This is a genomic window from Rhizobium sp. 01L410 (assembly GCF_056400165.1).
Map to the genome: position 1 here is coordinate 235,971 of NZ_JBFTST010000001.1, position 12,530 is coordinate 248,500.

At 60.6% G+C, this 12,530-nt stretch carries 12 protein-coding genes; 4 read left to right on the forward strand and 8 right to left on the reverse strand.

The features are described 5' to 3' along the window. Positions 1–51 precede the first annotated feature (51 nt). Positions 52–1,674, forward strand: a complete 1,623-nt coding sequence (locus tag AC1DV9_RS01075; RefSeq protein ID WP_477945659.1) for an ABC-F family ATP-binding cassette domain-containing protein — start codon at positions 52–54, stop codon at positions 1,672–1,674. Positions 1,675–1,692: 18 nt separating this feature from the next. On the opposite strand, the gene AC1DV9_RS01080 is transcribed toward AC1DV9_RS01075, so the two are convergent. The 8 genes from AC1DV9_RS01080 to AC1DV9_RS01115 all read right to left on the reverse strand — a co-directional run bounded on the left by AC1DV9_RS01080 (position 1,693) and on the right by AC1DV9_RS01115 (position 9,862). Continuing rightward, positions 1,693–2,751 carry a sn-glycerol-3-phosphate ABC transporter ATP-binding protein UgpC gene (locus AC1DV9_RS01080; RefSeq protein WP_112514713.1) on the reverse strand — a complete coding sequence of 353 codons (1,059 nt, stop codon included), beginning with the start codon at positions 2,749–2,751 and terminating at the stop codon, positions 1,693–1,695. Between the two features lie 4 nt (positions 2,752–2,755). Continuing rightward, the gene (locus AC1DV9_RS01085; RefSeq protein WP_112596882.1) at positions 2,756–3,586 is read right to left on the reverse strand and encodes a carbohydrate ABC transporter permease; all 831 of its coding nucleotides are present in this window, start codon (positions 3,584–3,586) and stop codon (positions 2,756–2,758) included. A 4-nt stretch (positions 3,587–3,590) separates the two neighbouring features. After that, positions 3,591–4,523 (reverse strand): carbohydrate ABC transporter permease, encoded by a 933-nt coding sequence (locus tag AC1DV9_RS01090; RefSeq protein WP_477945662.1) that lies wholly within the window; start codon positions 4,521–4,523, stop codon positions 3,591–3,593. A gap of 138 nt (positions 4,524–4,661) precedes the next feature. After that, positions 4,662–5,921 carry an ABC transporter substrate-binding protein gene (locus AC1DV9_RS01095; protein ID WP_477945664.1) on the reverse strand — a complete coding sequence of 420 codons (1,260 nt, stop codon included), beginning with the start codon at positions 5,919–5,921 and terminating at the stop codon, positions 4,662–4,664. A 44-nt stretch (positions 5,922–5,965) separates the two neighbouring features. Beyond that, entirely contained in the window at positions 5,966–7,132 is a 1,167-nt protein-coding gene (locus AC1DV9_RS01100; RefSeq protein ID WP_112596887.1) for a PLP-dependent transferase, read from the reverse strand. Continuing rightward, on the reverse strand, positions 7,129–7,851 hold the full coding sequence (locus tag AC1DV9_RS01105) for a FadR/GntR family transcriptional regulator (protein ID WP_112514707.1): 723 nt from the start codon (positions 7,849–7,851) through the stop codon (positions 7,129–7,131). Before AC1DV9_RS01105 ends, AC1DV9_RS01100 begins: the two co-directional genes overlap by 4 nt. Positions 7,852–8,174: 323 nt before the next feature. Then, a complete protein-coding gene (locus AC1DV9_RS01110; protein WP_477945666.1) occupies positions 8,175–8,912 on the reverse strand; it encodes an SDR family NAD(P)-dependent oxidoreductase in 738 nt (245 codons plus the stop codon). A 311-nt stretch (positions 8,913–9,223) separates the two neighbouring features. Further along, positions 9,224–9,862, reverse strand: a complete 639-nt coding sequence (locus tag AC1DV9_RS01115) for a glutathione S-transferase family protein (protein ID WP_477945668.1) — start codon at positions 9,860–9,862, stop codon at positions 9,224–9,226. Between the two features lie 101 nt (positions 9,863–9,963). On the opposite strand from AC1DV9_RS01115, the gene AC1DV9_RS01120 reads away from it, so the two are divergent. The 3 genes from AC1DV9_RS01120 to AC1DV9_RS01130 all read left to right on the forward strand — a co-directional run bounded on the left by AC1DV9_RS01120 (position 9,964) and on the right by AC1DV9_RS01130 (position 12,502). Beyond that, positions 9,964–10,908: a LysR family transcriptional regulator gene (locus tag AC1DV9_RS01120; RefSeq protein WP_477945670.1), complete on the forward strand. Its 945-nt coding sequence runs from the start codon at positions 9,964–9,966 to the stop codon at positions 10,906–10,908. 138 nt (positions 10,909–11,046) lie between these two features. Continuing rightward, a complete protein-coding gene (locus AC1DV9_RS01125; protein ID WP_112389007.1) occupies positions 11,047–11,634 on the forward strand; it encodes a TetR family transcriptional regulator C-terminal domain-containing protein in 588 nt (195 codons plus the stop codon). A gap of 118 nt (positions 11,635–11,752) precedes the next feature. Next, complete coding sequence (locus AC1DV9_RS01130; RefSeq protein ID WP_477945672.1) at positions 11,753–12,502, forward strand: SDR family NAD(P)-dependent oxidoreductase; 750 nt, start codon at positions 11,753–11,755, stop codon at positions 12,500–12,502. Positions 12,503–12,530 lie beyond the last annotated feature (28 nt).

Below are 12,530 nucleotides of genomic sequence, written 5' to 3' on the forward strand. Positions count from 1 at the left end.
TGCGGCGCATGATAAGCGCGCCGCAACAACTTTTCAGGTACCCGCTCCTCCATGATCCGCATCGAAAATATCAGCAAGCAGAACAGCCACCGTATTCTCTACATCGAGGCGTCAGCCGCCCTGAACAAGGGCGAGAAGATCGGTCTCGTCGGCCCGAACGGCGCCGGCAAGACGACGCTGTTTCGTATGATCACCGGCGAGGAAATCCCCGACGAAGGGCAGATCTCTGTCGAAAAGGGCATGACCGTTGGTTATTTCAACCAGGATGTCGGCGAGATGTCAGGCCGCAGCGCCGTGGCCGAAGTCATGGAAGGTGCCGGCCCGGTCAGCGAAGTCGCCGCCGAGTTGCGCGATCTCGAGGCGGCGATGTCCGACCCCGACCGCATGGACGAGATGGACGCCATCATCGAGCGCTATGGCGAAGTGCAGGCCCGCTACGAGGAACTCGACGGCTACGCGCTGGAGGGCCGTGCCCGCGAAGTGCTCGATGGCCTGAGCTTCACCCAGGAAATGATGGACGGCGATGTCGGCGCGCTTTCGGGCGGCTGGAAGATGCGCGTGGCGCTCGGCCGCATCCTCCTGATGCGCCCCGACGTGATGCTGCTCGACGAACCATCGAACCATCTCGATCTCGAAAGCCTGATCTGGCTCGAGGCCTTTCTGAAGAATTACGACGGCGCGCTGCTGATGACCTCGCACGACCGCGAATTCCTCAACCGCATCGTCACCAAGATCATCGAGATCGATGCCGGTTCGCTGAACACCTATTCCGGCGACTACGGTTTCTATGAGAACCAGCGGGCGCAGAACGAAAAGCAGCAGTTGGCGCAGTTCGAACGCCAGCAGGCGATGCTTGCCAAGGAAATCAAGTTCATCGAGCGCTTCAAGGCCCGCGCTTCGCATGCCGCACAGGTGCAGAGCCGCGTGAAGAAGCTCGACAAGATCGAACGCGTCGAGCCGCCGCGCCGCCGCCAGACCGTCGCCTTCGAATTCCTGCCGGCGCCGCGTTCTGGCGAAGATGTCATCAACATCAAGAACGTGCATAAGAAATACGGCAGCCGCAGCATCTATGAAGGCTTGGACTTCATGGTCCGCCGCAAGGAGCGCTGGTGCATCATGGGCGTCAACGGCGCCGGAAAATCGACGCTACTGAAGCTGGTCACCGGCTCAACCGAACCGGACCAGGGCAGCGTGGCGCTCGGCGCCAGCGTCAAACTCGGCTATTTCGCGCAGCACGCCATGGACATTCTGGACGGCGAGCGCACGGTTCTCGAATGGCTGGAAGATTCCTTCCCGCTCGCAGGCCAGGCGCCGCTGCGCGCGCTCGCCGGCTGCTTCGGTTTCTCGGGCGACGATGTGGAGAAGAAGTGCCGCGTTCTGTCCGGCGGCGAAAAGGCGCGTCTGGTCATGGCCAAGATGCTGTTCGACCCGCCGAACCTCCTGGTTCTCGACGAGCCGACCAACCACCTCGACCTCGACACCAAGGAAATGCTGATCAAGGCGCTCGCCGATTACGAAGGCACCATGCTCTTCGTCTCGCACGACCGTCACTTCCTGGCAGCGCTCTCCAACCGCGTGCTGGAACTGACGCCGGATGGCATCCACCAGTATGGCGGCGGCTATACCGAATATGTCGAGCGCACCGGCCAGGAAGCGCCGGGTCTGCGGAGCTGATCCTCTCGCCGGGCGGCTTTAGCTCGCCCGGTTACCCGCCTCGTCAAAGATATGCAGATGCTCTGCCGGGAAGGTCACGTTGACCTTCGGTCCGGCTGTCAGCGATTCGCGGTTGAGCGTGAAGACCTTAAACGGCAGGCCGTGCAGCGACAGGTGCAGGATGATACCGAAGCCTGTCGGTTCGATGAGTTCGACATCGGCGCTCATGCCGGCGCCGCCTGAGGACATGACGACGTGTTCCGGGCGGATGCCGAGGGTGATCTTCGAGCCATTGGCAAGCGACAGGGGCGAAAGCAGCGGGACGACCGTGCCATCCTTCAGCTTTGCGCCACCGTTCTCATAGATCGCCTCAAGGAAATTCATGCCCGGCGAGCCGATGAAACCGGCGACGAAAAGATTGGCCGGACGGTCGTAGAGTTCGAGCGGGCTGCCGACCTGCTGCACCACGCCGCCATGCATGGCAACGATGCGGTCCGCAAGCGTCATCGCCTCGATCTGGTCGTGGGTGACGTAGATCGAGGTCGCCTTCAGATCGCCGTGCAGCTTCTTGATTTCGGCGCGCATCTGTTCGCGCAGGCGGGCATCGAGGTTCGACAACGGCTCGTCGAACAGGAAGGCCTTCGGCTGGCGGACGATGGCGCGGCCCATGGCAACGCGCTGGCGCTGGCCGCCCGAGAGAGCCTTCGGACGGCGTTCCAGCAATGGGTCGAGGCCGAGCTTGGAGGCGGCCGAACCCACGGCGCTAGCAATCTTTTCCTTCGCCGTCTTCCGGAGCTTCAGGCTGTAGCTCATGTTGCCCGCGACATTCATGTGCGGATAAAGCGCGTAGGACTGGAACACCATGGCGATGTCGCGGTCCTTCGGATGCAGTTCGTTGACGCGATTTCCGGCAATGCGGATCTCGCCGCCGGTAACCTCTTCCAGGCCGGCGATCATGCGCAGCAGCGTGGACTTGCCGCAGCCGGACGGGCCGACGAGGACGACGAATTCGCCGTCTTTGATCTCCAGGTCGACGTCGTGCAGCACCTGCACATGGCCATAAGCTTTTTTGACGTTCTTGATATCGATCGATGCCATGTGACTAACCCTTGACCGCGCCGGCCGTCAGGCCCTGCACGAGATAACGTTGGATGAGCAGGAAGAAGAGGCCGGCCGGAATGAGCGCCATGACGCCCGCCGCCATCATCTGCCCGAAATCCACGGAGAATTTCGAGACGAAGGTGAGAAGCCCGACCGGGAAGGTCGCCGCGTCGTTGCCGTTGATCAGCATCAGCGCGAAGAGCAACTCGCTCCAGGCCGCGGTGAAGACGAAGCCGAGCGTCGCCGCGATCCCCGGCAGCGTCAGCGGCAGGATGATCTGCCGGAATGCCGTGAACTGGGTAGCGCCATCGATCATCGCCGCCTCTTCGAGATCCTTCGGAATGCCGTCGAAGAAGGACTGCATCAGGAAGGTGGCGAAGGGCACGTTGAAGGCGGTGTAGACGATGACGAGGCCGGTCAGGCTGTTGGTCAGATGCAGCGGTGTCAGGATCTTGAAGATCGGCGCCACCAGCATGACGAGCGGGAACATCTGGGTCAAAAGCATCAGCGCCACGATCCAGTATTTGGCGCGGAAATTGAAGCGCGACAGGGCATAGCCCGACAACGACGCGCAGATTGTCACGGTAATCGCCGTCGAACCCGAGACGATCAGGCTGTTCTTGAAGAAGGTCGGGAAGGCACTGTGCTGCAGCACAAAGGAATAATGCTCCCATGTCGTGCGCGACGGCCACATGCGCACGCCTTCCGAATAGAGAAGATCGTTCGGCGTTACCGACACCTTCAGCAGCCAGTAGAGCGGGAACAGCGCGAAGGCGATGTAGCAGAGGATCGCCAGGCGATGCGCGATGGTGGGGATGATGGATCGCTTCATGGTCTCAATCCTTGTTCAGCAGCGTCTGCCGCAGCAGGATGATCAGCATGGAATAGGCAAGCAGCAAAGCCAGCAGCACCAGCGCGATCGCCGAGGCATAGCCGAAATCCAGCCGCTTGAAGGCCTGGGTGAAGATATAGCTGGCGACGATCTGCGTGCGGTCGGCCGGGCCGCCGCCGGTCATGACGACGATCAGATCGGCGAAATTGGAAATCCAGACGGTGCGCAGAAGCACGGTGATCGCGATGGTCGGTGCCAGGAACGGCAGGGTGATCGAACCAAAACGCTGGAACCAGCCGGCGCCGTCGATCGAGGCCGCCTCGTAGAGGTCGCGCGGGATCGCCTGCAGCGCGGCAAGCAGCGTGATCGCAAAGAACGGAATGCCCCACCAGACATTGGCGATAATCGGGCCCCACATCGCATATTGCGGATCGGACAGAATATTCCCCGGCTCGCTCATCAGACCCATCGCGTAGAGCCAATGCGGGATCGGGCCGATGACCGGATTGAAGAGCCAAGCCCAGTTGAGACCGGCGAGGAAGGACGGAACGGCCCAGGGCAGGAAGACCAGCGCCTGAACGATGCCCCTGCCCCAGAACGGCTTGTCGAGTAGCAGCGCCAGGATAAGGCCGAAGGCAAATTGCAGGATGACGGAAGCGCCGGTCCACCACAGGGTATTCTTCAGCGCGCCATAGAAGGCGGCATCCTTGGAGAGTTCGCGGAAATGCTCGATGCCGATGAAGCCGCCGGAGAACGGGTTCAGCAGCTGGATATCGCGAAACGCATAGGAGATGCCGATCACGAGCGGCACCATCATGACCCCGATGATGAGGATCAGCGAAGGCGCGCTGTAAAGATATGGCTCGGAGGCATCGGCGAGACGCTTCCGCAACGGCCTGCGGTCGCGGCGCCTGTGCGTATCGGCGGTCATGGTCATCGGTGGTCGGCTTTCCGTATTAAACTGTAGGGACCCAAAGCGGGTGCCGCCCCCTCATCCGCCTGCCGGCACCTTCTCCCCGCTGGGGAGAAGGTGGCCCGAAGGGCCGGATGAGGGGGCTGCTTGTTCAGTTCTGGCTTACTTTTTCGCCAGGAACTTCTGCTGAGCCTTGGTCAGGTAATCAGCCCACTGGTCGGCCAGATCCTTCGGCGTGATGTCGCCGAGGAGGGCCTGCTGAGAGGTCTTGATCGCCAGAGAATCCTTGAAGAAGGCGAATTCTTCGAGGTAGGTCGGCATCACGGTCGGGACCGTGTCCTTGTCCGCGAGTTCCTGGAACCAGCCCTTGAACTGGTCACCGGCGTAGAACGGGTCCTTCTCGGCTGCCGTATAGGCCGGCAGAGCGCCGATCTTCTTGTTCCACTCGATGTTGCCATCCGGGCTTTCGAGGGTTTCGATCAGCTTCCAGGAAAGGTCCTTGTTCTGGCTCGTCGTGAACATCGACCAGCCGGCATAGCCGATGGTCGGGAACGACTTGCCATCGGGGCCTTTCGGCAGCGGCATGACGCCGAAGTCTTCGGCCTTCATGCGCTCGGCAATGGCGATCAGAGCGTCCGGATCCTGGTCGAGGAAGGCGCAGGTGCCAGAGTAGAAGCCGGCGACGACTTCGTTGAAGCCCCAGTTGACGCTATCCTTAGGCGCATAGCCCTTCTTGTAGAAATCGACCATCCATTCCAGACCCTTTGCCCAGCCTTCGCTGTTCATGGTCGAGGTGCCGTCTTCGTTGAAATACTTGTTGGATCCGGCCATCGATGCGGCGAAGATCATCCAGCCGTTCAGACCGCCCGGGCCGCCGCGCATGCAGTAGCCGTACTTGCCCGAAATCTTGGAGACGGCTTCGGAAGCCTTGGTGAACTCCTCCATCGTCTTCGGCGGTTCTTTCACGCCGGCTTCGGCAAGCAGCTTCTTGTTATAGAACATGGCGCGCAGATAGAAGCCGTAGGGCAGCATGTACGCGGTCTTCTTGACGTCGCGGCCGAGTTCAAGCGCGCGCGGCGTCAGGTCCTTGGTGTGCTCCCACTTGGCAAGATAGGGCTCGAGGCTTTCGAGCATGCCATTATTGCCATAGAGCGACAGCCAGGTATCCGGCATTTCCATGACGTCAGGCGTATCGCCTGCCGATACCATGGTCGCGAATTTCTGGAACGCTTCATTCCAGGGCAGCGAGATGATCTCGACCTTGGTGCCCGGATTGGCGGCTTCGAACTTGCCGACGATCGACTTCAGCGTCTCGGTGCGTTCCGGGCTGGTGATGACCTCGACGAGTTTCAGCGTCGTGTCGGCGAAGGCCGTTCCTGCCATCATGGTGGCGAAGAGCGTTGCGGTTATCAGTCTTTTCATGCTCAGTTCCCCTTTTGTTGAAGGTGTTTCTCTCACTATTGTCGTCACGAAGCGGCGGCGAGCGCCTCCTCGATGTCTCTCCACAGCGCCTCGGTCCCTTCGAGGCCGACATGGAGACGTACGGACCGCGCATGAATGCCAAAGGTATGCGCGGAGTTCGGTTGCGCCTTCTGCTGAAGCACCACCTCGCCCGGTACGATCAGGCTTTCGTGTCCACCCCAGCTCACGCCCAGTTTGAAGAGCTTGAGGTGATCGGCGAAGGCGCGGATATCGACGCCTTCGCGGAAGATGAAGGAGAACAGGCCCGACGTGCCGTTGAGTCCAGCTGGCAGGCGGTTGGCGAGGCCCGGATGGCAGACCTGCTCGACCACGTCGAGCGCCTGCAGCCGCTGAGCAATGGTCATCGCCGCAGTCTCGTGCGCTTTCATGCGGATCGGCAGAGTGCGCAGACCGCGGATCAAGAGCCAGGCGTCGAAGGGTGAGAGCTTGCCGCCGAGATAGGGATAGGCTTCCGCCTTGATACGGGCGATCATGTCCTTGGAGCCCGCGACGACCCCGGCGACCACGTCGCTGTGACCGCCGAGATATTTTGAGGCCGAATGGATGACGAGATCGACGCCCAGCGTGATCGGCCGCTGGAAGATCGGGCTCGCCCAGCTGTTGTCGATCATGGTGACGACGCCATGCTTCTTCGCAAGCGCCGCCAGCGCGCCGACATCATGGGCTTCCATCACCCAGCTGGTCGGGCTTTCCATGTAGAAGACCTTGGCGCCCGGAAGCGCCTTGGCGACTTCTTCCTCGTCCCGGCCATCGACATAGGTCACCTCGACCTTCATGCGCTTCAAGATGGTGCCGAACAGGCGGAAGGCATCGGGATAGACATGCTTGACGGCGACGATGCGATCACCTGGCTCGACGAAGGAAAGCACGGCAGACGAGATCGCCGCCATGCCACTTGCAAAACCGAGCGCATCTTCCGCGCCCTCAAGCTTGGCCAGCATCTCCTCGAACATGCGCACCGTCGGGTTGAGGCCGCGCGTATAGATCGGCCGTACCTTCTCGCCGCGATAGGAGGCGATCATGTCGTCGTAATCGGAGAAGGTGAAAAGCGATGTCTGAAAAATCGGCGGCACCACCGCTTCGGCAAAATTGCCTTCATCATGGGCGGTGATCAGCGAAGCGAGTTCGATGGGATCGAGCGAGTTGCTCATTTGGACATTTCCTTGATGTCTTCCTCGACAACGTCGAGAATCTTCAGTGTTTCCTCACGCGCCGCCTGGGGATCCTTGGCGGCGATCGCGTTGAAAAGCGTACGGTGGAACGGGAAGGATCGGCGGGCAAAATCCTGGCGGTCGAACGGGTGGGTCCAGAAACGGACGAAGGTCTCGCGCATCTGCTCCAGAAGCTGGCCGAACATCGGATTATGCGTCGCGTCATAGACCGCCATATGGAACGCCAGATCCTCCGGACCCGACGTGCCCTTGGCGATGTGGACGCGCTCCATCTCGTTCAGTTTCTCTTCGATATTCACGAGGTCACTGGCCGTGCGCTTGCGGGCTGCCACCATCGCCGCCTCGCATTCGATGCCGCGGCGAACCTCAAGCGTCTGCAGCAGCGCATCGCGCAGATTGGCGCCTTCGAAGGAGAGCGGCACATGAATGGTCGCCTTCGAAACCGGTTTCAGCAGGTAGGTACCGCTGCCCTTGCGGGTTTCGATGACGCCGAGCGCCTGGAAGTGGCGGATGGCTTCGCGGATGGTGGAACGGCCAACGGCCAGGGCAGACATAAGCTCGCGCTCTGCCGGCAAGCGGTCGCCCGCCTTCAGCTTCGCATCCTCGACGTAATGCGCCAGCGCCTCAGTCACCTGACGCGCCCGGTCGATCGCCGGAAGCGGCCGGATCACCGGCCTGTCGCTCACATTTGCCTTCATGGTTCCCCATTTTTCTTGTCAGGCAGTCGACCTTAAATTGGTCTGACATCTTAGCATTTCCCAAGAAACTTTCGCCGTCAAGGGCAGAAGCTCGTCGCCGCGATGTCTGCTACGAAATTGGCTGCGGCGGGGAACCCGCTGAACCGCCGAAAGAAAATTATGCAAATGATTTTACTGGATTTTTCCAATGTGGTTTTTTCCACAAGGAGATCACCGGCTTGCGAGCAGCCAAGATCGGGGCGCAACTAGGCCGTTTAAAGACGCCTAGAAACCGGGGCTTCAGAGGTAAAAGCGGGCGGACCATTGGCCCGCCCGCATCATGCTTAGTACTGGGCGACACCGCCATCGACGTCGAGTTGGACGCCGGTGATGAACGCGCTGTCGTCGGATGCGAGGAACACGGCCGTCTTGCCCATATCGTCGGGCGTGCCCATGCGACCGAGCGGGATCGTCGCGGTGATTCCCTCGTAAGCCTCGGCCGGGATCAACCCAGAAAGACCAGGCGTCACGGTATGACCCGGGCTCAAGACGTTGATGCGGAAACCGCGCTCCTTCGTGTCGATGATCCAGCCGCGAACGAGACTGCGGATGGCCGCCTTGGTCGAAGAATAGACCGACATGTTCGGGATGCCCTTCGATGCCGCAATGGATCCCGTCAGGATTACGGACGCACCGTCGCGCAAGACCGGCAAGGCCTTCTGGAAAGCGAAAAGAAGCCCGCGCACGTTGGTATTGTAGGTCTTGTCGAAATGCTCTTCGGTGATGTCGCCGAACTTCATGAACTCGTAGAAGCCGGCATTGAGGACGAGAGTGTCGATATGGCCGCTATTCTTCTTCACGATCTCGTAGAGCTTATCGAGATCGCCGAGCTTCGACGCGTCGGCCTGCACCGCGATGGCGCCGTGGCCGATTACGGCGACGGCCTTGTCGAGTTCGCTTTGACGGCGGCCGGTAATGTAGACAAGTGCACCTTCTACGGCGAACTGCTTTGCGATGCCCAGCCCGATGCCGGCGCTGCCGCCGGTCACAACGGCAACCTTGCCATCCAACTTCTTGCTCATGGAATTATCCTTCGAATTGATCTGCTGGACCCGCGCTTGCCGACTGTTCAGTCTTTCACGCGGGATGGCACCCGGCGGGTGCCTGCCAATCAGATAAATTCAGCAAAAGCTGCGTTGTAGACGCCAAACCCGACTATAGATTATTCCATAATGGAATACGTCAGAACTCTCTCCCCTTTGCGGGACGATCTCTCAGTGCGCCAAAGGCGCGCGCCGTCGCCAGGCACGCGCCTTGTGTTTCTTTGATTGCAAGCCGTCAGTTGAGGACGATCCTGACTAGGAAAGACCGGCCCGATCTGCTTTCGAAGCGGTCATGTCGCAGGAACCAATGCCGTGACTTTCTCGATCGCGCGTTTGACCGCAGGACGCGCATCGATCTCGCCATACCAGCGCGCAATGTTTGGCGTCTTCTCGAAGTCTATGCCTGCAAATTCGCGACGCCACAGCCACCCGAAATGCACGATGTCGGCGATCGTGAACTGGTCTCCGGCAACAAATTTGCGCTCCTGAAGCACGCCTTCGAGCACGGCGAGGACGCGTTCAGCCTCGGCCTGGAATCTTGCGATCGCCAATGGGATCTGCTCGGCCGCCTGCCGCTTGAAGAAGCCGAGTTGCCCAAAGGCTGGGCCAATTCCGGTCAGGTGGAAGAACATCTGTTCGAAGACACGGGCGCGGCCTGTGCCGTCGCCCGGAATCAGCTTTCCGGTCTTTTCAGCGAGATAGACAAGGATCGCCCCGGATTCACTGATGGTAATGGGCTCCCCATCGGGGCCGTTGCTATCGATCAGCAGAGGAACCTTGCCATTGGGGTTGATGGCCAGGTAGTCCGGCAGTTTCTGCTCGCCCTTGCGGACGTTGATAGGCTTGAGCTCATAAGCAAGCCTGAGCTCTTCAAGGGCGATAGGCACGCGAACACTGTTGGGCGTCGCAAAGGCATAGACTTCGATCATCGTGGTTTCCACTCTGGAGAATTGATGGGGATGCTGCCGCATCGAGCACCGCGCATTATTTGCGCGCGTGGACTTGACGGGGGAAGCCGCGATGGAGACATATGCATCATTCCAAGGAGGAATACCCCATGAACCGGCTCGCTGCCATGGACGCCTTTGTGCGCGTCGTCGATACCGGATCATTCACCGGTGCCGCGCGACAGTTGCGTGTCGGACAACCTGCAATTTCCAAGATGATCGCCCAACTGGAAGAACGCGTCGGCACCAGGCTGCTGTTGCGGACGACGCAAGGCCTGATGCCCACGGAGGCGGGCGAGAATTTTTACGAGCACGCCAAGCGCGCTGTCGAAGAGGCCGACGAGGCCGAGGCCAAGGCGCGGGGCTCAGGTGCCGCTCTCAACGGCCGGCTGCGGATCAGCGGCGCGGTGACATTCATGCGGCTCCACGTGGTTCCCCACTTGCCAAAATTCCTGGCCATGCACCCCGATCTCGATATCGAAGTATTCATGGACGATCGCAACGTCGATCTTGTCGAAGCCGGTATCGACATCGCTTTGCGAATGGGAGATCTGCAGGATTCATCGCTGACCGCCCGCAAGGTCGGACAGAGCCCGCGCGTCGTGGTCGCCTCACCGGAGTATTTTGAAAGCCACGGTGAGCCCACCTCTCCTGCGGACCTGGGGGCACATCAAGCCGTCGTCTACGATCTGCGCAGCGGCGGCACTGTCTGGAACTTCAGCCAGGGGCTGGTTCAAAGCGCCGTGACCATCAAGGGGCGCATCCGGTTGACCGCAGCCGAGGGTGTTCGCGAAGCGGTCTTTGCCGGAATGGGACTGGCCGTCGCCTCTGAATGGATGTTCGCGCCCGAACTGGCCTCCGGCAAGGTCCGGCGCGTCCTCCAGGACTGGGATCTTCCGCCCATCGATCTCTGGGCGGTCTTCCCGAGCGGACGCACGGCGAGTAGCAAAGCGAGAACCTTCGCCGACTTTATCAGGCGCGAACTCGCTTCCGAATTCAGCACCGATGACGACGGCGGAGCGGATTGACGATGCCTGCGCCGAGCTCCATGCGATAGCATAGGCCAAGGCGCATCGCCGTTATTGAGGCAGGAGACTCAATGACTCCCGGTAGAGCCCTTACCACCACTCATTGACGATCCGCGCCGGTCTTAGCATATTGCAGCCATGGCGAAGCTGTCGAACCGCGAAAAAATTCTGAGGGAAGGCCTTAAGGTCGTCGACGAGGTCGGTTTCTCGTCCGCCTCGGTGCGCAGCATTGTCAGCGCAGCTGGCGTGCCCCTGGGCTCCTTCACCAATCATTTCGTTTCCAAGGAAGCGTTCGGGCTCGAGATCGTCGAACTCTATTTCGCCAACAGCCAGAATGTCGTGCTCGATACGCTGCGCAACGACGCGAAGCCGCCATTGATGCGGCTTCGGGAATATATTGCCGGCAGCCGTTCGAAGGGAAGCTGCGGCGGCCCTCTCGGAGGCCTGCTCGGCAACTTCATTGCCGAAACCGGCGTGGCTGGCGACGCCATACGTCAGCGCGTCAACGAGATCGTCGCTGGCCTCACCGATGCAGTCGCCTATTGCATAGAGGCGGCCGTCAAGGCCGGAGAAGTGGCCCCGGATATCGATTGCCGGCAGGTCGCCGGGTTCATCGTCTCCTCGCATCAGGGAGCGGTGCTGCTCAGCAAATCTCAGCGCAGCCCGGAGCCGATCGAACGGCTTGAAACGGTGCTCTTCTCGATCGTACTCCGCCCGCTCCACTGACCATCTCCGCACAGAAGCATAGTGTACGATCGTACATTTTTGTTGACACCTACAAATGTACGTACGTACATATTATTCACCTTGCGCGATTTCCGCCGAGGCTTGAAAGGGTTTTCCGATGTCTGCTCCTGTTGTTTTGATCACCGGTGCGCTTACCGGTATAGGCCGCGCGACGGCGATTGCTTTTGGCCGCGATGGCGCCCGCCTTGTGGTCTCCGGCCGCCGCGACGAACTTGGCCGCGAGCTTGTCGAGCAACTCCGCGCCATGGGCGCCGAGGCCGAATTTGTTCGTGCCGATGTCCGCCATGATCAGGAAGTCGAGTCGCTCATCGACCAAACCGTGGCCCGCTTCGGCCGTCTCGACGTCGCCGTCAACAACGCCGGCACCGAAGGTGCGTTCGGGCCGGTAACGGCGCAGACTGCCGAAACTTACGCGGCGACTTTCGACACCAATGTGCTAGGCACCCTGCTCAGCATGAAGCATGAATTGCGTGTGATGAAGGAGCAGGGAACCGGCAGCATCATCAATGTATCCTCTGTGCTGGGCAAGGTTGGAACACCGAACGGATCCGTCTATGTCGCCAGCAAGCACGCGGTGGAAGGCCTGACGAAATCGGCGGCCCTCGAGGTCGCAACCACGGCCATTCGCGTCAATGCCGTGGCCCCCGGCCCTATCCAGACCGGATTCCTTGACCGCCTGACGGGCGGATCGAATGACCGTCTCGATTACCTGAAGTCATATGTGCCGATGCGTCGTCTCGGCCATTCGGAAGAAGTGGCGGCGGCGATTGTCTTCCTGGCGTCGCCGCAGGCGTCTTTTCTGACCGGTCACTCGCTTGCCGTCGATGGCGGCAAGCTTGCGGGCTGATGCTCAGCGCGCTCTTCAGTAGCTGGAG

What these genes read in the sequence shown, in the direction of transcription:
- AC1DV9_RS01075 (WP_477945659.1), top strand. Translation starts at nt 52, where the DNA reads ATGATCCGCATCGAAAATATCAGCAAGCAGAACAGCCACCGTATTCTC.
- AC1DV9_RS01080 (WP_112514713.1), bottom strand. Translation starts at nt 2,751, where the DNA reads ATGGCATCGATCGATATCAAGAACGTCAAAAAAGCTTATGGCCATGTG.
- AC1DV9_RS01085 (WP_112596882.1), bottom strand. Translation starts at nt 3,586, where the DNA reads ATGAAGCGATCCATCATCCCCACCATCGCGCATCGCCTGGCGATCCTC.
- AC1DV9_RS01090 (WP_477945662.1), bottom strand. Translation starts at nt 4,523, where the DNA reads ATGACCATGACCGCCGATACGCACAGGCGCCGCGACCGCAGGCCGTTG.
- AC1DV9_RS01095 (WP_477945664.1), bottom strand. Translation starts at nt 5,921, where the DNA reads ATGAAAAGACTGATAACCGCAACGCTCTTCGCCACCATGATGGCAGGA.
- AC1DV9_RS01100 (WP_112596887.1), bottom strand. Translation starts at nt 7,132, where the DNA reads ATGAGCAACTCGCTCGATCCCATCGAACTCGCTTCGCTGATCACCGCC.
- AC1DV9_RS01105 (WP_112514707.1), bottom strand. Translation starts at nt 7,851, where the DNA reads ATGAAGGCAAATGTGAGCGACAGGCCGGTGATCCGGCCGCTTCCGGCG.
- AC1DV9_RS01110 (WP_477945666.1), bottom strand. Translation starts at nt 8,912, where the DNA reads ATGAGCAAGAAGTTGGATGGCAAGGTTGCCGTTGTGACCGGCGGCAGC.
- AC1DV9_RS01115 (WP_477945668.1), bottom strand. Translation starts at nt 9,862, where the DNA reads ATGATCGAAGTCTATGCCTTTGCGACGCCCAACAGTGTTCGCGTGCCT.
- AC1DV9_RS01120 (WP_477945670.1), top strand. Translation starts at nt 9,964, where the DNA reads ATGCATCATTCCAAGGAGGAATACCCCATGAACCGGCTCGCTGCCATG.
- AC1DV9_RS01125 (WP_112389007.1), top strand. Translation starts at nt 11,047, where the DNA reads ATGGCGAAGCTGTCGAACCGCGAAAAAATTCTGAGGGAAGGCCTTAAG.
- AC1DV9_RS01130 (WP_477945672.1), top strand. Translation starts at nt 11,753, where the DNA reads ATGTCTGCTCCTGTTGTTTTGATCACCGGTGCGCTTACCGGTATAGGC.